The organism is Sphingomonas sp. ID0503 (genome assembly GCF_048565625.1).
In the GTDB taxonomy this organism is placed as follows: Bacteria; Pseudomonadota; Alphaproteobacteria; order Sphingomonadales; family Sphingomonadaceae; genus JBLZUR01.
In genome coordinates this window covers 2,943,155-2,963,664 of record NZ_JBLZUR010000002.1, presented here as the reverse complement: position 1 = coordinate 2,963,664, position 20,510 = coordinate 2,943,155, and the positions used below count along the sequence as shown (strand labels likewise).

The 20,510-nt window shown below is 65.2% G+C and carries 19 protein-coding genes; 9 read left to right on the top strand and 10 right to left on the bottom strand.

Going from position 1 to position 20,510, the window contains the following annotated elements:
* Positions 1–78: 78 nt before the first annotated feature.
* Entirely contained in the window at positions 79–714 is a 636-nt protein-coding gene (locus ACM608_RS15515; protein WP_419684402.1) for a class I SAM-dependent methyltransferase, read from the top strand.
* 18 nt (positions 715–732) lie between these two features.
* On the opposite strand, the gene ACM608_RS15510 is transcribed toward ACM608_RS15515, so the two are convergent.
* On the bottom strand, positions 733–1,944 hold the full coding sequence (locus tag ACM608_RS15510) for an LL-diaminopimelate aminotransferase (RefSeq protein ID WP_419684400.1): 1,212 nt from the start codon (positions 1,942–1,944) through the stop codon (positions 733–735).
* 134 nt (positions 1,945–2,078) lie between these two features.
* Between ACM608_RS15510 and ACM608_RS15505 the strand changes: the two genes are divergently transcribed.
* From ACM608_RS15505 to clpS, 3 genes are all read left to right on the top strand, one after another.
* Positions 2,079–3,851 (top strand): PHA/PHB synthase family protein, encoded by a 1,773-nt coding sequence (locus ACM608_RS15505; RefSeq protein WP_419684398.1) that lies wholly within the window; start codon positions 2,079–2,081, stop codon positions 3,849–3,851.
* A gap of 88 nt (positions 3,852–3,939) precedes the next feature.
* A complete protein-coding gene (locus tag ACM608_RS15500; RefSeq protein ID WP_419684396.1) occupies positions 3,940–4,605 on the top strand; it encodes a phasin family protein in 666 nt (221 codons plus the stop codon).
* A 144-nt stretch (positions 4,606–4,749) separates the two neighbouring features.
* The gene (gene clpS / locus ACM608_RS15495; RefSeq protein WP_419684394.1) at positions 4,750–5,073 is read left to right on the top strand and encodes an ATP-dependent Clp protease adapter ClpS; all 324 of its coding nucleotides are present in this window, start codon (positions 4,750–4,752) and stop codon (positions 5,071–5,073) included.
* 7 nt (positions 5,074–5,080) lie between these two features.
* On the opposite strand, the gene ACM608_RS15490 is transcribed toward clpS, so the two are convergent.
* Entirely contained in the window at positions 5,081–5,800 is a 720-nt protein-coding gene (locus ACM608_RS15490; protein ID WP_419684393.1) for a Crp/Fnr family transcriptional regulator, read from the bottom strand.
* Positions 5,801–5,968: 168 nt separating this feature from the next.
* Between ACM608_RS15490 and murA the strand changes: the two genes are divergently transcribed.
* The 3 genes from murA (at position 5,969) to ACM608_RS15475 (ending at position 9,917) form a co-directional block, all read left to right on the top strand.
* A complete protein-coding gene (murA, locus tag ACM608_RS15485) occupies positions 5,969–7,252 on the top strand; it encodes a UDP-N-acetylglucosamine 1-carboxyvinyltransferase (protein WP_419684392.1) in 1,284 nt (427 codons plus the stop codon).
* Between the two features lie 98 nt (positions 7,253–7,350).
* Complete coding sequence (locus tag ACM608_RS15480; protein ID WP_419684390.1) at positions 7,351–7,617, top strand: hypothetical protein; 267 nt, start codon at positions 7,351–7,353, stop codon at positions 7,615–7,617.
* Between the two features lie 50 nt (positions 7,618–7,667).
* The gene (locus ACM608_RS15475; protein ID WP_419684389.1) at positions 7,668–9,917 is read left to right on the top strand and encodes a glycosyltransferase family protein; all 2,250 of its coding nucleotides are present in this window, start codon (positions 7,668–7,670) and stop codon (positions 9,915–9,917) included.
* Here the strand turns inward: ACM608_RS15475 and ACM608_RS15470 are convergent.
* The 3 genes from ACM608_RS15470 to ACM608_RS15460 are packed head-to-tail and all read right to left on the bottom strand — an operon-like array spanning position 9,914 to position 15,436.
* Positions 9,914–11,173 (bottom strand): DUF445 domain-containing protein, encoded by a 1,260-nt coding sequence (locus tag ACM608_RS15470; RefSeq protein WP_419684387.1) that lies wholly within the window; start codon positions 11,171–11,173, stop codon positions 9,914–9,916. The two genes, ACM608_RS15475 and ACM608_RS15470, sit on opposite strands and share 4 nt — an antisense overlap.
* Positions 11,170–14,262, bottom strand: a complete 3,093-nt coding sequence (locus ACM608_RS15465; RefSeq protein WP_419684385.1) for an efflux RND transporter permease subunit — start codon at positions 14,260–14,262, stop codon at positions 11,170–11,172. Before ACM608_RS15465 ends, ACM608_RS15470 begins: the two co-directional genes overlap by 4 nt.
* 16 nt (positions 14,263–14,278) lie before the next feature.
* Positions 14,279–15,436, bottom strand: coding sequence for an efflux RND transporter periplasmic adaptor subunit (locus ACM608_RS15460; RefSeq protein ID WP_419684384.1), 1,158 nt, complete (start codon positions 15,434–15,436; stop codon positions 14,279–14,281).
* A 202-nt stretch (positions 15,437–15,638) separates the two neighbouring features.
* On the opposite strand from ACM608_RS15460, the gene ACM608_RS15455 reads away from it, so the two are divergent.
* Positions 15,639–16,358 (top strand): SIMPL domain-containing protein, encoded by a 720-nt coding sequence (locus tag ACM608_RS15455; RefSeq protein ID WP_419684382.1) that lies wholly within the window; start codon positions 15,639–15,641, stop codon positions 16,356–16,358.
* 53 nt (positions 16,359–16,411) lie between these two features.
* On the opposite strand, the gene ACM608_RS15450 is transcribed toward ACM608_RS15455, so the two are convergent.
* From ACM608_RS15450 to ACM608_RS15435, 4 genes are all read right to left on the bottom strand, one after another.
* A complete protein-coding gene (locus ACM608_RS15450) occupies positions 16,412–16,669 on the bottom strand; it encodes a GlsB/YeaQ/YmgE family stress response membrane protein (protein WP_419684380.1) in 258 nt (85 codons plus the stop codon).
* Between the two features lie 103 nt (positions 16,670–16,772).
* On the bottom strand, positions 16,773–17,039 hold the full coding sequence (locus ACM608_RS15445; protein ID WP_419684379.1) for a hypothetical protein: 267 nt from the start codon (positions 17,037–17,039) through the stop codon (positions 16,773–16,775).
* 86 nt (positions 17,040–17,125) lie between these two features.
* Complete coding sequence (locus ACM608_RS15440; protein WP_419684378.1) at positions 17,126–17,425, bottom strand: DUF1153 domain-containing protein; 300 nt, start codon at positions 17,423–17,425, stop codon at positions 17,126–17,128.
* A 2-nt stretch (positions 17,426–17,427) separates the two neighbouring features.
* Entirely contained in the window at positions 17,428–17,796 is a 369-nt protein-coding gene (locus tag ACM608_RS15435; protein ID WP_419684377.1) for a hypothetical protein, read from the bottom strand.
* A gap of 123 nt (positions 17,797–17,919) precedes the next feature.
* Here ACM608_RS15435 and mnmA point away from each other — a divergent pair, with 123 nt between their 5' ends.
* A complete protein-coding gene (gene mnmA / locus ACM608_RS15430; RefSeq protein ID WP_419684375.1) occupies positions 17,920–19,029 on the top strand; it encodes a tRNA 2-thiouridine(34) synthase MnmA in 1,110 nt (369 codons plus the stop codon).
* A 475-nt stretch (positions 19,030–19,504) separates the two neighbouring features.
* On the opposite strand, the gene ACM608_RS15425 is transcribed toward mnmA, so the two are convergent.
* Positions 19,505–20,482 (bottom strand): PIG-L deacetylase family protein, encoded by a 978-nt coding sequence (locus ACM608_RS15425; RefSeq protein ID WP_419684373.1) that lies wholly within the window; start codon positions 20,480–20,482, stop codon positions 19,505–19,507.
* Positions 20,483–20,510 lie beyond the last annotated feature (28 nt).

Here is a 20,510-nt window from a genome sequence, read left to right as displayed (position 1 = left end):
CGCGTTCCGCGTGCCGCCCTTGCGTTTGCGTGACGCATTTGCGAACGGGCTAAGTCGTATCTGTTACGGGAAGCATTCATGAACGCATCGTCCGCCGAACGCACTCCGCGCATCCGCAACGGTGCCTCGGCCAAGCGGCCCGGTCCGCTTTCGATGTTCTTCAAGGGCTTCATCCGACACCCCGTCATGGTCGGCTCGGTCATCCCCTCGTCCAAGACGCTGATCGAGCGCATGCTGAAGCCGGTGGACTGGGCGAACACGAAGCTGTTCGTAGAATATGGTCCGGGCGTTGGCACCTTCTGCCGCCCGATTCTCGACAAGCTCGCGCCCGATGCGGTGCTGATCGCGATCGACACCAATCCGGACTTCATCGACTATCTGCGTAACGAGATCGCCGATCCCCGCTTCATCGCGGTCGAGGGTTCGGCAGCGGACGTGCAGCGGATCATTGCCGAACAGGGCTTTGATCACGCAGACTACATCCTGTCGGGGCTCCCCTTCTCGACGCTTCCGCCCGGCGTCGGTCCCGCCATATCGGACGCGACCTATGCGGCGCTCCGCCCCGGTGGCGGCTTCCTCGTCTATCAGTTCAGCCCGAAATGCCGCGATTTCATCGCGCTCAATTTTGAGCAGATCGACCACGCCTTTGAACTGATCAACATTCCCCCGGCTCAGCTCTATTGGGCGTGGAAGGAGGAGCGGGAGGCGGCGTAAACCCCCGCACCGTCGCGATCAGACCGCCGCCGTCTTGCCGGGCGTGTTGACACCCATCGACTGCAGGTACTTCTTCACGTTGCGTGCCGCTTGACGTATGCGGTGCTCGTTTTCGACCAGCGCGATGCGGACGAAACCCTCGCCGTTCTCGCCGTAACCGACGCCCGGCGCGACCGCCACGTTCGCATGGGTCAGCAGTTGCTTCGAAAACTCAAGGCTGCCGAGGTGGGCGAGCGCCGGCGGTAAGGGTGCCCAGGCGAACATCGAGGCCGAGGGACGCGGGATGTCCCAGCCGCTCCGCCCAAAGCTCTCGACCAGCACGTCGCGGCGTTTGTGATAAAGCTGTCGGTTCTGCTCGACGATGTCCTGAGGACCGTTCAGCGCGGCGCAGGCGGCCGCCTGGATCGGGGTGAACGCACCGTAATCGAGATACGACTTCACCCGCGTCATCGCCGCGATCAGCTTCTTGTTGCCGACCGCGAAGCCGATCCGCCAGCCCGCCATGGAGAAGGTCTTGGACAAGGACGTGAACTCGATCGCAACGTCCTTCGCGCCCTTCACCTGCAGGATCGAGACGGTCGGCTTCCCGTCATAGTACAGCTCGGAATAGGCGAGGTCGGAGATGATCCAGACCTTGTTCTCCCGCGCCCAGGCGACCAGCCGCTCGTAGAACGCGATGCCCACCGTCTCGGCTGTAGGATTCGAAGGATAGTTCACGACGAGAATGGAAGGCCGCGGCACCGTGAACGCCATCGCCCGCTCCAAGCTCTCGAAATAGCGTTCGTCCGGCGTGGTCGGCACCGCCCGGATCGTCGCGCCGGCAATGATGAAGCCGAAGGTGTGGATCGGGTAAGACGGGTTCGGTGCAAGCACGACATCGCCGGGCGCGGTAATCGCGGTGGCGAGGCTCGCAAGCCCCTCCTTCGATCCCATGGTTACGACGACCTCGCTCTGCGGATCGAGCTCCACGCCGAAGCGCCGGGCGTAATAGCCCGCCTGCGCGCGCCGGAGCCCGGGGATCCCGGCCGAGGCTGAATAACCATGCGCGTCCGGCTTCTGCGCCACCTCGATCAGCTTGGCGATTACGTGGGAGGGTGGCGGCAGATCCGGGTTGCCCATGCCAAGGTCGATGATGTCCTCGCCCGCCGCGCGCGCCGCTGCCCGCATCGCGTTAACTTCGGCGATGATGTAGGGGGGCAGGCGTCGGATGCGGTAGAACTCGTCTGACATATCGTCCTCTGTGCTGGTCCTCTTGAGGTTTTCGCGGCTTGGCGGCCGAAATCTCATCGCCCATAACGGGGCGACGCCTGCTCTATGGGCGCAATTCCACCGCTTGTCAGCGGGGGATGCAGAAACGGATGGTCATGGCCGAAGACGATCAGAAGCCTGCCAGCGTCGCGACGGCGCTCCCCAGCCTGGAGGAGATGCAGCACTGGACCTGGGTCATCGGCCGCGCCCAGCAGCTGATGATGGAGTTCGCGGGTCAACGCGCGACCAATCCCCCGCTCTTTCCGTCTTTCCCTGAAGGCCTGGCCATACCGCATGCCGACGCGGCCAAGCTCGGCCAAGTACAGGCGGACTTCTGGCGCGACTCCATCCGCCTCTGGCAGGGCTTCATGGCGCCGGGAACGCTGACGCCATCTGCGGCCGCCACAGCGACCACGCGGCCCGATCCGCGATTCGCGGCTGCCGAGTGGCAGGACAACCCGCTCTTCGCGTTGATTCACCAGACCTACGCTATGGTCGCGCAGCACCTGTTGAACGGCGTCGATGCGTTCGAGACGGACGATCCCCGTCAGCGAGATCGCCTCCGCTTTGTCGCGCAAGCCGCGCTCGACGCGCTATCCCCTTCGAACTTTCCGCTCACCAATCCGCAGGTTCTCGCCCGCACCTTGGAGACGCGGGGCCAGAACCTGCTGACCGGTCTCGAACGTATGCTGGCCGATCTCGGTCGGGGACAGCTGACCCAAACCGACTCGGCCGCATTCGAGCTTGGCCGCAACATCGCAGCCACCCCCGGCAAGGTCATCCACGAGACCCCGCTCTACCAGCTGATCCAATATGATCCCGTGACCCCACAGGTGTTCGAGACGCCGGTGGTGATTTTCCCGCCCTGGATCAATCGTTTCTACATCCTCGATCTCGGCCCGAAGAAGAGCTTCGTGCGCTGGGCCGTGGAGAACGGCCTGACCGTGTTCATGGTGTCGTGGCGCTCGGCGGACGAAACGATGGCGGATGTCACATGGGACGATTACGTCGCGGCGCAGATCGACGCGGTCGACACCATCCGGAAGCTGCTCGGCGTCGAGGGGGTGCATGCGATCGGATACTGTGTCTCGGGTACGACACTCGCCGCCACCCTGGCAGTGTTGGAGGCGCGAGGTCAGGCCGCGCGCGTCGCCACCGCCACCTTCTTCACCGCTCAGATCGACTTCTCCCAGTCGGGCGATCTCAACCTCTTCGTCGGTGACGAACAGCTGAAGCTCATAGACACGCTGTCCGCACAGGGTGGCTTCCTCGATGGCCGCTTCATGGCCGCGACCTTCAACCTGCTCCGCGGACGCGAGTTGATCTGGAACTACGTCGTCAACAACTACCTGCTGGGGGCGGATTACCTTCCCTTCGATCTGCTCCACTGGAACAGCGACGTCACCAACCTGCCCGCGCGCTGGCACAAGAGCTACCTTGAGGATCTGTATCGCGACAACAAGCTGGTCTCAGCCGGGGCCGTCACGGTATTGGGCGTGCCGATCGACCTGTCGAAGGTGAAGACGCCATCCTACATCCAGGCCGGGCGCGACGATCACATCGCGCCGGCGGCGAGCGTCTGGAAGATGCTGGATCATTTCACCGGGCCTATGCGGTTCGTTCTCGCGGGTTCCGGCCACATCGCCGGGGTGGTGAACCCGCCCGACTCGGGCAAGTACCAGTACTGGACCAGCTCCGAACCCGCCGATTCGCTCGAGGCCTTCATAGCGTCGGCGACTGAAACAAAGGGCAGCTGGTGGCCGAACTGGCTCGAATGGCTCTCGTCCGGTTCGCCCAAGAGGGTGAGTGCCAAAAAAGCGCGGATTCCGGGCAAAGGTGAACTGCCGGCGATAGAGGATGCGCCTGGCAGATATGTTCGCACGCGCTAATCGCGCTACTCTGTTGCGGCGCGGTATACGCGCTTGCAATTCGGGCGAGATTTCCTTATTGTGCAGTGCAGCAATGAGGAGCGTGTGGATGGCCAAGCCTGTTCTAGTCAAGGCCGCACCGCGTGCGAGCAAGAAGGTGGCGGCGCCGATCGTGGATGATGAGGCGCTTCCGCCCGTGATCCAGGCTGGTGACGCCATCCTCCCTACGATTCAGCCGGTGGCGATAATGGAAGCCCCGGTGAGCGATGAACAGACGGTGGCGGACGCCACGCCTTCAGCAGGAGCAGACGACATGGCCAGTGCAGCAGAAAACATCTCCTACGCCCCCGAACTCGGCACCGAGAAGGTGAAGGCGTTGTTCGAGGACGCGACCACCAAGGCAAAGGGTGCCTTCGAGAAGAGCACCAAGGCTTTCGAAGATGCGACCGAGCTGACGCGCGGCAACGTCGAGGCGTTCGTCGCCTCCGGCCGCGCCGCCGCCAAGGGTACCGAGGCCATTCTGCAGGATGTCGCAAGCTACGGCCGCACCAGCTTCGAGACCGCATCTGCCGCCTTCAAATCCTTCGCCGCGGCGAAGTCGCCGTCCGAGCTGCTGCAGCTGCAGAGCGAGTATGCGAAGACCAGCTTCGACTCCGCGGTCGCCGAAGCCTCGAAGGTCAGCGAAGCGTACATCAAGCTCGTGAGCGACGTGTTCGAGCCGATCTCTGGCCGTATCCAGCTTGCTTCCGACAAGGTCCGCACCGCGGTCTACTGATCGGCGGCAATGCCATAGCGGAGGGCGGCGGAGTGATCCGCCGCCTTTTTGCATGCCGCCGGCGCCGACGCCTTGCCCTCCCGCCTCGCCATGCCATATTCTCGATACACATGGACAAGGTGACTCTCATCGAACGCGACGGCGATGGCCGGCGCAAACGGCGATGATGGCGATACCGGCCTGGGTGTCGCCACCCGCACACGGACGCGCACGAAGAAGCCTTCACCTTACAAGGTGTTGATGCTGAACGACGACTACACGCCGATGGAGTTTGTCGTTCTTTGCCTGCAGCGCTTCTTCAAGATGAGCATTGAGGACGCTACCCGCGTGATGCTCCACGTCCACCAGAAGGGTGTGGGTGTCTGCGGCATCTTCAGCTACGAGGTCGCCGAGACCAAGGTCAGCCAGGTCGTGGATTTTGCCCGGCAGAACCAGCATCCACTCCAATGCACGCTGGAAAAGGCCTGATCGTTCCTCAGCGAGCCGGGGGCAGCCAGCTCTTGTCGATCTCGGCCGAACGATCGGTGTAGTTGGCAAGTTCGATCAGCCGCCGCTCGTTGAGCACGCGGACATTACCCTGCGCGCGGGCGATCACACCTTCCTCGACGAGGCTGCGGATCATCCGATTGACGTGCACCCCAGTCAGGCCTGTTGCATCGCCGATCTCCTCTTGGGTCAGCCCGAGCAGGAAGGTGTCGGTGATTCCACTGTCCAGCACACGGGACCGGATGAGGATGTCGGCCAACACCCCGGCCACGCGCGCCTTGGCCGTCATCTGCCCAACGGAAGCCAGCCGATCCGCCAGGGCAACGTGATCCGCCTGCGCTAGGATGAAGAACATCGCCGCCAGTCGCGGCTGATCGGCGAAGAGGCTGCGCACCAGAGAACGGCTGACGACGCAGAGTTCTACATCGGTGACGGCGACCAGCGTCTCCGCAGCCTCCTCAAGCGCGCCGCTGCCTAAGCCGACCAGGTCGCCGGGGAAATGAAACCGTAGGATCTGGCGCTTTCCCGAGTCCAGGAAGATGGAACTGAACAGCCAACCCTGCCTAACGATGTACAGGTCGTCCGACCGTTCGCGTTCTCTACGGATCACCGATCCGCGCCGGCACTGACGTGGTGATTGCTCCCATGCCGTCAGGACCGCGCGCTCGTCACCGGAAAGACCGAAGGCGATGTCCAGCCTGTCGGCCAAGCAACTTTCACGCGAAGACATGTAGGTTCCGTTTTTGCCCCAACGCCTTTCCTAGAACGTCCGTGATTAGAACGCTTTAACAACGATCAACCCGACACAAGGCTCCCCCTGCCTTTTTAGACGTGCCGGAGCGCTTGCCTGACGCACAGGCCGGGGTAGAAGCCGCCAATGGATCGCATTGTCATCAATGGCGGACACCGCCTGTCAGGCTTCGTGCCGATTTCCGGAGCAAAGAACGCAGCCCTGACCTTGCTGCCCTGCGCACTCTTGACCGCTGAGCCGCTCACTCTACGCAACCTGCCGCGCTTGGCCGACGTCGACAGCTTCGGTCATCTTCTGAACGAACTTGGTGTGTCGACGGCAGTCGCAGGGGCGAAGCCGGAGGATTACGGCCGGGTGATGACGCTGACAGCCGCCGATCTGGCGTCGACGGTCGCGCCGTATGACGTCGTGCGCAAGATGCGCGCCTCGATCCTGGTGCTGGGGCCGCTGGTGGCGCGTGCGGGCGAGGCGACCGTCTCGCTTCCGGGGGGCTGCGCAATCGGCAACCGTCCGATAGACCTCCACCTGAAGGCTCTGGAAGCGCTCGGCGCCGAGATTGAGCTCGCCGCCGGCTACGTCAAGGCGACCGCCCCCGAAGGTGGCCTGCCGGGGGGGCATGTGATCTTCCCGACCGTATCGGTCGGAGCGACCGAGAACGCGCTGATGGCGGCGGCCCTCTGCCGCGGCACTAGTATCATCGACAATGCGGCGCGAGAGCCCGAGATCAGCGACTTGGCCAACTGCCTAGTTGCGATGGGTGCCAAAATCGATGGAATCGGCAGCGAACGGCTGGTGGTCGAAGGTCAGGCGAGCCTTCACGGTGCGACCTACAGCGTCATGCCGGATCGCATCGAGGCGGGCAGCTATGCTTGTGCCGCCGCTATCACCGGCGGTGATCTGGTGCTTGGCGGCGCGCCAGTCGCAGAGATGGCGGCGATGCTGGCTGCTTTGGCCGAGGCTGGGGTAACTGTCTCCGAGGAGGCGAAGGGCCTGCGTGTTTGCGCCACTGACGGCTTGAAACCGCTCACGCTCTCGACAGCGCCGCATCCCGGTTTTCCGACCGACATGCAGGCGCAGTTCATGGCCATGCTGACCCTTGCGAGCGGAGCGAGCGTTCTCACGGAGACCATCTTCGAGAACCGCTACATGCATGTACCCGAACTGGCGCGCATGGGCGCGGACATCCAGGTGCGCGGCCGCTCCGCAGTGGTCAAGGGTGTCGAGGGACTGGTCGGCGCACAGGTGATGGCCACCGACCTTCGCGCGTCGATGAGCCTGGTTTTGGCGGGTCTGGCCGCGGAAGGCCGGACGGAGGTCTCACGCATCTACCATCTCGACCGAGGCTATGAGCGGCTGGAGGAGAAGCTGCGGGCTGTCGGCGCGGACATCGAGCGTCTATCGGACGGCTGAAACGCGTCGTTTCGGGACAGTTCCGGCGCTTCAAGTACACCCCCGCTTTACCCTTGGGTAACCGTCTCCGGCACATGGTCGCCGCTAAGGAGATAGCCATGCCCCGTACAGCCGCATCCTTGAAGCGTCCGCATGGCGACGTAACTGAGCAGTGCCACCCGGAGATCGCGCTGGTCGACGCCAGCCATATGTCGATCGAATCGCCGGCTCGCGCGCTGCAGGAGAGGGTCGCATCGGACCTTGGAGCAGCGGGCGACGCCGAGCGAGTTCGCTGGTCGCCGTTCGCACGCATCGGCCTGGTGCTCTGGATATCCGCGCTCCTGTGGTTCGGCATGCTTTACGGCGTGGCCCAGCGGATCGCCTGATCCTTTCCGAGCCCGGCTGCAGCCTCTAAGCCGTCGCGCGAGGAGCGTTGATGAGCGAAGAGGCATTTCTGCTGGACCTGCGGCTGCGGGGCACACGCCACGCGGTGCCGCTGACGGCGATCGGCGGCAAGCTCGTGCGATCGGGGGAGGGCTGGCGGACCGACGGAACGGTTCAACTCGTCCAGCCGCCCGGCAGCTTCTCGTTCTTCCTGTACGGCGATGAAGATGTCTCTCTTCGATCCAGCATCGGGGCCAGCGCGCTGCCGCCCGGATCGACCTACCGGATTCAGCTATTCGATCTGAGCGGCGAGTTCGTGGCCGAGCACGACTTCCCTCTAAAAGGGCGACGCGCGTCTCTCTCCGCGCCCGGTCGCCCGCTTCGCGGCCGCGTCTCGATCGATCTGCCGGGGCCGGCCGTCGTCGCGCCACTCCGGATTGCCGTCGAACCTGAAGGCAACGGTGAAGGCGACGGGCGTTTTGATCCCTTCGCGGTGCTCCCGCAGAGCCTGCATGAGGCCTTGCGTGTCGAGATGGCGACCGACGAAGTCGTGCCTCAACCCCATCCTTGGTTCATGCCGAACTGGTATCGGCGCTTCTCCCAGGATCGCGGTGCGCGGAAGGGCTCTCCGCTGCTGGACTATGCACGGCGCTCATCAGGCGAAGCCCTGACCTTCCATCCCCTGATCGATCCGGAGCGAGCGGCCCCCGGATCGGGCCCTGCTCTCCTCAATGACCTCAGGACCCGCGCGGCGTTCCCCAACCGTGCTGCGGCGATTGCGCAGCGCCTCGGTTTGGCCGTCAGCCCTCCCGATCTGCTGCCCGACGATCCCGACGCGTGGCTGAAGCCGCTCCCCCGGCAGCCCCACAGCGTGATGCCGGATGTCAGCATCGTTATGGTGCTTTCCGGTCCCCTCGCCGATGCGGAAGATGCGATCGAGGCGCTTCTCACCCGTCGATCCGGCGCGGCTATCGAGGTCATCCTCGTCGCTCAGGATGTCCCGAAGCGAGATCTGCCGCGCCTGCGCGAGTGGCAGCGCATCTTCGATGCTATCCGGGTCGTGGATGTTGAAAGTGGCCTCGCTTTTGCCGTCGCCTTGTCGGCGGGTGTAACCGAAGCCCAAGCGGATTTGCTCGCGATCGTTGGTAGCGGAACGGTTGTCGCCGACGACTGGTTTGTCGCGCTTAGCGACGGGCTGCGGCACGCCATGCACTCGGTGCCCAAGCTTGTGGAAGCCGATGGCATACCGCGCGCGGGAGCCCCATACGACTGCCTCCTTCTTCGTCGGCAGGACTTCGCGACCTTTATGAGCGGAGAGAGCATCCTAGGTCCGCCGGCTCTCTCCGCCACCACGGTGCAAAGCCGCAGCGCAGGTAATCCCGCCTTTCGCCGCGCCGGGCCGCCGTCGCCGCTTCCTCTGGGGCCGCTCCGGATCGCGATCAAGGTCGCCTATCGCCGCGGGCCGCTCGCCAATTCGGGCGATCACCATTTCGCGGCGGCGTTGGCTGCGGCGTTCGAGCAGCACGGCCACCAGGCGCGGATCGACCACAGCGCCGAGTGGTACAGCCGCTCCGAGCGTGTCGATGTCGTGATCGCGCTATGCGGCCGAGGGCGCTATGTGCCCCGCCCGCACGAGCGGAACGTCGCCTGGGTCATCAGTCATCCCGATGACGCTACGGCCGAGGCGCTCGGCGGATACGACCACGTCTTTGCGGCGTCGCCAAGGCTGGTCCAACGGTTCGCGGCGGATGGTATCGACGCCACGCTGCTCCTCCAGTGTACTGATCCGGCTCGCTTCAATCCAGGCGAGGCGCCGACGGAGCCACGCCTGATCTTCGTGGCCAACTCGCGTCAGGTGCTCCGCCCGGTCGCCGCCGCCGCGGTCAAGGAAGCCCTGCCGCTGGAGATATATGGCCGAGGCTGGGAGAGGTTCGAGGCGCGGCAGTTCCTGCGCGGGCATAGCGTGGCGAACGCTGATCTTCCCGCACTCTACCGTTCCGGCATCGTGTTCAATGATCATTGGGCCGACATGGCCGAGGCCGGCATCCTGTCGAACCGCCTTTTCGATGCCGCCGCTTGCGCCAGCCCGATCATCTCCGATCCGGTCGAAGGCGTCGACAGGCTGTTCGGCGATCTTGTCGAGAGGGTCAGTCCGGGAGAAGCGCTCGCCCCGATCGTGGCCCGCCTTTACGCCGAAAGCTCGGCAAGGCGGGCAGAGCGGCTTGATCTAGCCCGCAGCATCGCCGCGGAGCATAGCTTCCTCGCACGTGCGCAGACGATTCTTCGGACCATCCGACCTTAGAGCAGATCCACGGCGTGGATCCCCAGACCCACGAGACCGCCGACCAAGGTCCCATTGATACGGATGTATTGCAGGTCTCGCCCGACCGCCGCTTCCAGCCGCGCAGTTACCGTCGCCGGGTCCCAGCCCCGAACCGTATCCGAAACCAACCTGACGATCGCATCGCCATAGCGGGCCGCCGCACCTGCCACTGCTCGGCGGGAGAGCTGGTTGATCGCCCGCTTCAGCCTAGGTTCCCGGCGGATCGCCTCACCCAATTGCGCGAGGGTCTCACCCAGGCGGCCGCGCAAGGCCGCGTCGGGATTTTGCACGGCCTTCAGGAGACCGGCCCGCGCACGTTCCCAAAGACCGTCGATCCATGCACCGACCGCCGGGTTGTCGATGATCTCCATCTTCAGCCCCTCCACCCGAGCGCGCATCTCCGGGTCGTGCTGAAGATCGGAAGCGAGGGTCTCAAGACCCTCTTCGATGCGATTGCGGAGGGGATGCTCGGGATTATCCACCATTTCCACGAGGAGCTTGCGCAAACCGTTCAGGATCTTGGTCGCAAGCGTCTCGTTGAGCCCCGTCCAGCGCATGATCGAGCCCGATCGTTCATGGATCGTTGCCCGCACGATATGCTCGTTGTTGTCGAGCAGGCGCCAGGCCCAGAGGATCACCTCGTCGAGGACGGGCACATGCCTCCGGTCGGCGATCGCGGCGTGCAAAGCCTGGCCGACAAGCGGCGCTACCTCTAACGCGCGGAGGCGCGTGACGATCGCGGTTTTGGCCATGCCTCCGAGCCTGTCCTGATCGAGGGCAGCGAGGACGTCCGCCGCCAGCCGAGCCGCGCCGGCGGCTATTCGACCGTCCGTCGCCGTCCCCGTCGGTGCCGCGAGGAAGCGCCCGATCAGATCGGCCGTGTCCAGCACCGCCAGACGCCGCGCGATGACAGAGGGGATCAGGAAGTTGCCCCGCAGGAAGGTGGCGAGGCTGTCGCCGATCCGGTCCTTGTTGCGAGGGATGATCGCGGTGTGCGGGATCGGTAGACCGAGCGGGTGCCGGAAGAGTGCCGTCACCGCGAACCAGTCCGCCAGTCCGCCCACCATGGCCGCTTCTGCGAAGGCCCGCACGAAGCCCCAACCGGGGTGCAGCGGTTCCAGTCGGCGCGAGGCCAGGAACAGAACCGCCATCGCGACCAACAAGCCGGCGGCGAGCAGCCGCATCGGCCGTGACGGGTCGAGAGGAGAGGCAGACTGCGCGGCGCGGAAGATCATTCCGCGGGTAACGGCTCCGTGCGTCCCGCCGTTCCTTCGCCGCCTTGATGGCCGAGCAGACGGCCGAGCTTCGGTCCGATCCACTTTTCCAGGTCGTCCGCCATGGTGAAGCCTGCGGGCACGATGACAAGGGTCAGAAGGGTGGAGAGCGCGATGCCGCCGATGACGCAGACAGCCATCGGCGCGCGCCAACTCGAGTCACCGGACAGTCCGATCACGACCGGGACCATGCCGGCGATCATCGCGACGGAGGTCATCACGATCGGCTGCGCGCGCTTATGCGCCGCCTCCAGGATCGCCTCCGATCGTTCACGCCCGTGCCGCATCTCCTCGATCGCGAAATCGACCAACAGGATCGAGTTCTTGGCGACGATGCCGAAGAGCATGAGCAGGCCGATATAGACCGGCATCGAGATCGGCATGCCGGCGATCTTGAGCGCAAGGATCCCACCGAGCGGGGCCAGCAACAGCGAGGCCATGTTCACGAAAGGTGGCAGAACGCGCTTGTACAGCAGCACCAGCACCGCGAAGACCAGCAGGATGCCTGCCACCACGGCGATGATGAAGCCGGAGATCAGATCGCCCTGGAACTCCTGTTCCCCGAACTTCACTTCGCGCACGCCGCTCGGCAGGTTCTTCATGGTCGGAGTGGCGTAGATGGCCTTGTACGCATCGCCGCTGACCGCACCGGCTGCCAAGTCGGCGCCAACGACAAGGCGGCGAACCTGGTTGTAGCGGCGGATCTTCGATGGGCCTGCGCCGAAGCTGATGTCGGCCACTACGCGTAGCGGGACGCTGCCGCCTGACAGTGTCTGCACCGGCAGGTTGCGGATGGTGTCCAGGTCGCGCCGCGACTCCTCGCTAAGTGATACCCGGATCGGGATCTGACGGTCCGACAGCGAGAACTTGGCCATGTTCTGTTCGATATCGCCGAGCGTCGCGATGCGGATCGTCTCCGACAACGCGGCGGTCGAGACACCGAGGTCGGCGGCAAGGTCGAGACGAGGTTTGATGATCAGTTCCGGCCTTTGCATATCGCCGTCGATCCGTGGATCACGGATCAGCGGGCTCTTGGCCATGTCGCGAATCAGGCTCTCGGCCGTAGCTTTCAGCTTGTCGGGATCGTCGCCCGCCAGCATGATCGTTAGGTCGCGGCCAAAGCCACCCGCCTGCGACTGGAAGTTCACGCGCGCGTCGGCGATCTGCCGCAGCTTCGGCGCATAGGCGCGCTCGAATTCGACACTGGTGCGATCCCGTTCCTTGGCGGGCTTCAGCGTGACGAAGAGATTTGCAAAGCGCGTGTCTCCGTCCGCGCCAATGTCCGCGAACACAGCCTCCACCTCGGGTGCCGTCCGCAGGATGGCAGCCGCCTGATCGGCGATCCGCTGCGTATCCTCGCGAACGCGTGCGCCGGGCACCAGTTCGATGCGGACCTGGCTGTTGTCCACGTCGGTAGTCGGCTGGAACTGCTGCGGCATGCTGGCGAACAGGAAGATGGTTGCGACAAAGGCGAGCACGCCGACGCCAATGGTCTTCCAGCGGTTGCGAAGCGACCATTGCAGCAGGCTCATGTAGCGGTCCATCACCGGCCCGCCGCCATGCTCAGCCACGCCATGAGCCTTGAGGAAGTAGGCAGCGATCATCGGCGTGATAAGACGTGCGACCGCCAGGCTCATCAGGACCGCCACGGCAACAGTCAGGCCGAACTGGACGAAGAACTGCCCCGGGATGCCCGGCATGAACGAGACTGGCAGGAACACGGCAACGATCGCCATGGTGGTGGCGACGACGGCGAGCCCGATCTCGTCCGCGGCGTCGATCGAGGCCTGATAGGCGGACTTACCCATGCGCATGTGGCGGACGATGTTCTCGATCTCGACGATCGCATCGTCGACCAGGATGCCCGCGACAAGGCTCAGTGCCAGCAGGCTGATGGTGTTCAGCGTGAAGCCCATCAGGTCCATGAACCAGAAGGCCGGAATCGCCGACAATGGAATGGCCAGCGCGGAGATGATCGTCGCGCGCCAGTCGCGCAGGAACAGGAAGACGACGAGAACGGCGAGCACCGAACCCTCGATCATCGCGTCGATGGCGGAATGGTACTGCTGCTTGGTGTATTCGACGCTGGTGAACAGCTGCGTGAAGTGGATCTTCGGGTTCTCCTTGCGGAGCTCCTCCAAGACCTTTTGCGTCTCCTCGAAGACCGTCACGTCCGACGCACCCTTGGCCTTCTGAAGACCGAAGGACAGAACCTGGCGGCCATCCATCTTCGACAGGTTGCGCTGCTCTCCCCAGCTGTCGCGGACCGTCGCGATGTCCGCCAGGCGCACGGTACGACCCATGCCGACCGAGATCTGGGTTTGGCCGAGCTCATAGGCGTTCTTGGCGTTGCCGAGCACGCGCACCGACTGCTCGGCGCCTGCCACCTCCGCGCGACCACCGGCCGCGTTGACGTTCATGGCGCGAACGACCTGGTTGACTTGGCTGGCGGTCACCCCCTGCGCCTGCATCTTCGCGGGATCGAGCACGATGCGGATCTCGCGGGTGACGCCGCCGCCCCGGAAGACGCCTGCCATGCCCTCGATCGACAGCAGCCGTTTGATCACGGTGTTGTCGGTGAACCAGCTCAGCTCCTCGAGCGTCATGTCGACGCCTTCGACCGAGTAATAGGCGATCGGCCCGCCATCGGCGTCGACGCGCTGGACGACCGGCTCCATGATACCGTCGGGCAGTTCGGACCGGATCTTGGCGACGGCGTCACGGACATCGTTGGTCGCGCGGTCGACCGGCGTGCCGAGCTGGAACTCGACGATGGTATGCGACAGGCCTTCGCTCACCATAGAGGTGATCGACTTGACGTTGCCGATCGACGCGACCGACGCCTCTACCCGGCGGGTGATCTGCGTCTCCATCTCGGTGGGCGCCGCACCCGGCTGGGTGATATCGACCGTCGCCGCCGGAAAGCTGATGTCCGGCATCTGATTGATGTCCATCCGTAGGAAGCTGACGATGCCGGCCAGCGTCAGTGCGGCGAACAGGACGATCGGGGTCAGCGGGTTGCGGATGGCCCAGGCGGAGATGTTGCGCATCGGTGCTGTCTCTCGATCAGCCGCGGGCCTTCGCCCGTTCGGGAATGACCTTCTCGCCCGGGTTGAGAAAGCCGCCGGCGCTGAGCACCACTTTCTCGGTGCCGCTCAGGCCGGAGAGGACGGCAATTCCTTCAGCGGAGGTGTCGCCCGTCTTCACATCACGGCGCTGGACGACGCCATTCGGGCCGACGATCAGGACGAAGGCACCTTTCTCGTCGTTCTGGATGGCTGACTCGGGGAGAAGCGGCGCCTGCACCGTCCCGCTGTGGATTGCGGCGCTGGCAAAACCGCCGGGGCGAATGGCGGAGTTGTACGGCAGCTCGATGCGCACCAAGCCTTGCCGGCTCTGCGGATCAATGATCGGCGGCATCTGCCAAATCCGGCCAGCAAAGCGCTGGCTGGTGCCGACCGGCGTCACCTCAGCCGGGCGCCCGACGCTCAAGCGGGCGAGGTCCTGCTCCGACATGCGGGCGAGAAGCTCCATCTGGCCGCCCTTGGCGAGGCGAAAAAGGGCGCCGTTGGCCGGACCGACGATCTGCCCTGGCTCGACGGCACGGGCGAGGACAAGACCAGCGGCAGGCGCGCGGACATCAAGACGACCGATGCGAGCACGCGTCTGCCCCAAGGTTGCCTGAGCAACCTTCACGCGGGCCACTGCCTGATCGCGCGTGGCGGTCCGCCGATCGATGTCGGCCTTGGAGATGAAACCGCGCGCGACAAGAGCCTTGGCGCGGTCGAGTTCCGCCTGTGCAAGGGCAGCTTCGGCACGCGCGACATCGATGGAGGCACCCTGCGCCGCGGCTTCCTCGCGCTGCACCGAGCGTTCCACGGTCGCCAGGACCTGTCCCGCCGCGACCCAATCGCCCGGCTCCACCAAGACGCGGGTGACCATGCCACCCTCCCCGGCAATGCCCACCGGCATCTCCCGCTTGGCGCCCAGATTGCCCGTGGCGGTGATCGTGCCGACCACGTCCGTCCGTCCGGGCACGATCACGGTCACGCGCGGCAGGTCGGCAGGGGCGGGTGGCGGGGCCTTGCCGCTGCTGCCGAACCACAGAGCAACGGCCACGATCACGGCTATGGCGATCGCGACCGTCCAGATGATCCGGCGGCGGGTCCAGCGGCGGTCCGGCAGCGCGACGGCCGCTTCGTGAAAACCCTGCTGCACGTTCATGCCCTTAAGATCCCCTCGGCGGCCCCTCCGCCGGGGCGGCTGTATTACACAAATAAACCACCGGCTCAAGCGCGCCCGGATCGGACCGGTGCGGCCCCTTACACCCATTTCTCCTGGTCGGCGAACAGCTTGTCGAATCGCTCGTTCACCACAGGTGCAGCCACTCGCTCGCACAGGCGAGTATCGGAGGAGAGAGGCAGACATGACGAAAGCACTCGCAATGTTCGGGACCATGTTGCTGGCTGCGGCGCCCGCCGCGGCGCAGGTCGCGCCGGCCGCGCCACCGTACTTGAGCGGAACACGTCTGGAAGTGTCCGCCACCGGCAGCGTCACACGGGTGCCGAACGTGGCGACGATCAACGCCGGCGTGGTCAGCCAGGCTGCCAGTGCCGCGGCCGCGATGGCCGACAATGCGCGGCGCATGCAGGCAACGCTGGCTCAACTGAAATCCGCGGGGATCGAACCGCGAGACGTTCAGACCAGCACGATCGCGCTGTCGCCACGCTACGAATACAATGACAATCAGCCGCCAAGGATCACAGGCTATCAGGCCAGCAATCAGGTAACGGTGCGGTTCCGCGATGTGGCGAAGGCCGGAGGGGTCCTTGATGCGCTGGTGGCGGCGGGCGCCAACCAGATCGATGGGCCGGCGCTGTCGGTGGACACGCCGGATGCGGCGCTAGACGAGGCGCGGACCCAGACACTCGCCACCGCCCGCCAGCGGGGAGAACTCTATGCGCGCGCGGCAGGCCTCCGCATCAAGCGGATCGTCGCCATCAACGAGGCTGGGGGTTATGAGCCTCCCAGGCCTGTTCCGGTGATGGCCATGGCGCGGGCCCCGAAGAGCGACGCGGTGAGCGAGATTGCGCCCGGTGAACAGAAGCTCGACGTCACGCTGAACGTCGTCTTCGAGCTCGAGTAGACTGAAAAAAGGCCGCGCGAGGAACGCGCGGCCTCTGAAGAAGCTTTGACCGCTTAGCGGACGCTGCCGCGGCGAACCAGATTGACGATGGCCAGCAGAATGACCGCGCCAACCAGCGAGGTCAGGAAGGTATAGAGGTTGAGCGGCGCGTTGTTGATGGTGCCGCCCGAAAAGATCAGGCCGGCGATGAACGCGCCGACGACACCGACCACGATGTTGAGCAGAATGCCCTGCTGCGCATCGGTGCGCATGATGATGCTGGCCAGCCAGCCCACGACACCACCGACGATCAGCCAAAGAATGAGACCCATGACGTCCTCCTCGTAAGACGTCTCCCCGGGTGGAGACGAACGGTGAAGAAGACGCGCGAGAGGGCGGGCAGGTTCCGGCGCCGTGACGATCGGAACCTGAAGGTCAGTCGCGTTGGCGCTGCCGCAGTCCGATCAGGTAAGCACCCAGCAACGCGCCAGCGAACGCTCCTAGCAGGGTTACAGGATCCGGCGAAGAGGCGAGGAACGGCTTACGCTGGAAGGCTGATCCGACGAACCATGCGCCAGCAAAGGCCGCGATCACACCCACCACGAGGCGCGGGCCGACATGCACTGAATCGCTTTCGCGGAACAGCCGCACCAGCAGCCAGCCCGCAAACAGCCCGATAGTGGTGATGAAGATCAAGCCCATGCTACACCCGCTCGCCGTCGCATCCCGATGGCGCGACGGCAGGGTTCTACAGGGGGGAGGGTGGGGCGGTAAACCCCACCTGCGTGTCAATAGTTGCGCTGGCGTTCGTAGAGCGACTTGTAGTGCTGAATGCGGGTCACGCGCAGGCCGGGCATGCCGGACCGTTCGACGGCACGCTGCCAGCCCGCGAACTCCTCGACCGTCAGATCGTAGCGATCGCAAACTTCGTCGATGGAAAGCAGGCCACCGCTGACCGCTGCCACGACCTCCGCCTTGCGGCGCACGACCCAGCGGGTGGTGCCAGCAGGCGGAAGCGACTCGAGCGTAAGCGGCTCTCCCAACGGGCCGATGACTTGAGCCGGGCGGATTTTCTGGTTCTCGATCATTTTTACCTCACCGACGCCGGCACGGCTGCCGACGGCGAATGCTCTACGCCGTTCGCGTTGAAGGAAGCCTCAAACGCCAAGGTAAAGGGCGTATTCACGGAGTTTTCCGGAAGGATGTCGGGCAAGCGACTGGCCATTCCGGGATGAAAGCTGCCGTGGAGCGCGCGCATGTCGCTGCCGATCGCGCCGGGGCGGAGAATGGCGGTGAGGGCGGCTGCTTGCGACCGCCGATCGGCGGCGACAGAGCGCATCGAAGCGGCAGAGCGAGCGGTTGCCGTACCGGCTTGCTCGACCGCGATACTGGCGAGGACCGCGCGATAGTCGAGCCCCGCAGGCGTGATCGCCTCTGCCGAGCACGTAGAAAACCGCATGTCCATGATGACCAGTAAGTCCCTTTTGAGCCTTGTGAGTTCCGTCCCTAGCCAAGAAGCCTAAACGCTCCGTAAACCACGGCCGCTTTTGTCATGTGCCAGCTTCGGGTAAGGGCGCGGGCCATGCTTCCCGACTTTCAACTGGCCAAGCCGTTCGCCGAAGCGCGCATCGTCGTCGCGATGTCGGGCGGCGTCGACAGCTCGGTCGTGGCCGCCCTAGCGGCCCGATCGGGTGCCGAGGTGATCGGGGTGACGCTTCAGCTCTACGATCATGGGCAAGCCACTGGGCGGACCGGCAGCTGCTGCGCCGGGCAGGACATCCGCGATGCGCGCGGCGTGGCGGATCGCCTCGGTATCGCGCACTACGTCTTCGACCTGGAAAGCCGCTTCAGATCTTCGGTGATCGACGACTTCGCGGCGGAATATGCCGCCGGGCGTACGCCGATCCCGTGCGTGCGGTGTAACCAGGGGGTGAAGTTCACCGACCTGCTGAACATCGCGCGCGAGCTTGGCGCCGATTGCCTGGCCACGGGGCACTATGTTCGGCGTGTCGTGAGTCGCGGGGGGCCGGCGCTTCATCGGGCGATCGATCCGGCGCGCGACCAGAGTTACTTCCTGTTCGCGACCACCGCCGAGCAGCTCGACTTCCTTCGCTTTCCGCTGGGCGGGATGGAGAAGGCGGCCGTGCGCGCGATTGCGGAGGCGGAAGGGCTGACCGTCGCCGCCAAGCCCGACAGCCAGGACATCTGCTTCGTGCCGCAGGGGAACTACGCCGACATCGTCCGCAAGGTTCGGCCCGAAACCGCGGCCGAGGGGGAGATCGTCGATGCGTCGGGGCGAGTTCTCGGTCGTCATGGAGGGCTGATCAACTTCACGGTGGGCCAGCGGAAGGGGTTGGAGATCGGCGGGCAGGCAGAGCCGCTCTACGTCGTGCGGCTGGAGCCGGAGACGCGCCGCGTGGTCGTCGGCCCTCGCGGGGCGCTTGCCGTGTCGGAGGCGGTCCTGGCCGACATGAACTGGATCGGCGGCGACCATACGGGACCCTTGACGGCCAAGGTGCGATCCTTGGCGAAGCCGGCCCCGGCCGTGCTGCACAAGGGCCGGCTGAGCTTCATGGCGCCGGAATATGGCGTGTCGCCAGGCCAGGCGGCCGTCCTTTATGCCGGAGACCGCGTCCTCGGCGGGGGATGGATCGAGCGCACCGTCCCAGCAGAAAGCGCTCGGGCAGCATAGGTCACGACCTATAAATCGCATCCAGATCTCGGCGGCGGCGAGTTCGACGAGGACGAGGTCCTTGGCTGCATGTGTCGGTGTCGAGGCGGCTTGATGCTGGCGACGGCTCCTCGGGGGGCGAGCGGCGGGGCCGAGCGTCTGGAGCATGTTATCAGCGTGACCAAACACCTACGGCCGATCGACATTCAAAACAGTCGAACGGACGGACCGGTATTCTTTCCGCCATGCTGACGAAAGTCAGTATGACGGGTTTGTGCGGGCGGTCACGGCCACGAAGCCGAGTATCGATCGACCCTGGAGCGGCGCGGCGTCGAAATCGCGGAAAGTCTCAAAGGTCGCGCCACCAACGTGCGCCCGCACGCGCGGGTGCGCGAGGAAGGGATGATAAACGATCGAAAGAGCCATAGGTCGGCTCGCATTTATTTCCCTACATTGGAAGCGCTGATTTCGCTCTCGCCCTGATGGCGGTTGAAGGTCAGCGTTTCGCCGCCTCAAGCCGCGCCATGAACTTCTCGCGATTGCCCGCGACGTCGAAGGTCGGGCGCTTGAGGTGTAGGGCGGTGCACATGTCCTCGGCCGGATCGACGTCGGCGAGGCGGACGAGGGGGATGCGCATCCGTTGGGGCGTGGGCGGCACGATCGGCTTGTCCGGCGAGAGATCCTGCGTCTTGTGGACGCGGTGGACGGCGGCGCGGAAAGCATGGGCCTGCGTACCGTCCGGCAGCGCCTTCGCACCGTCGTAGAGCGCGACAGGGGCCTGATTGGCCGGCCAAGTCCAGAGGCCGCCATTGTCGAGTTCGGTGAGTTCCGCCTCGGTCAGCCCGGTGCCGAGATCGGTCGTCTCCTCGAACCAGACCTGCGGCCGCTTGTCCTCCGGCATCGTCGCGATCGCCTCGATGAGGAGGCGGCTCGCCCCGCGATGGCCGGCATGGCAGGAGGAGCCGTGGCGCGGATCGAGCGCGAAGACGACATCCGGCCGTGCCTTGCGGAGGGCGGTGGCGAGTTGTCCGACCAGCGCCTCGCGCCCGCCCGCCTTCTCGGCCCAGCCGTCGATCGTGCGTTCGACGCCGGCATCGTCATAGGCGTAGAACAGGTCTTCATGGCCGAGGAAGGTGACGGTGGCGTTCATCAGCGCGGCCGAAGCCTCCATCTCGGCGCGGCGTTTGCGGCTGCATTCGGCGAAGTCGGTCATCGGCTTCGCGTGCCGGACGAGGGAGACCACGGCGCAGCCGGGGCCGGGCCCGTCCGCCACGAGGATGAAGTGGCAGCTGGCACCCTGAAAGCGACAGGCCTCCGCCAACATTGGCGCGAGGTTCTGTTCGTCGTCGGGATGCGCCTGCACCATGACGATGCGCTTTCCGGCGAGATCGGGCGGCGGCGGTCCTTTGACCGGCGAGGATGCCGCCAGCGCGCCCGCGATCACCGCGCCGATCCCCGGTATGTCCTGCCACATCGCCCTTCCCCCTTGCGGCGGCGAGAGG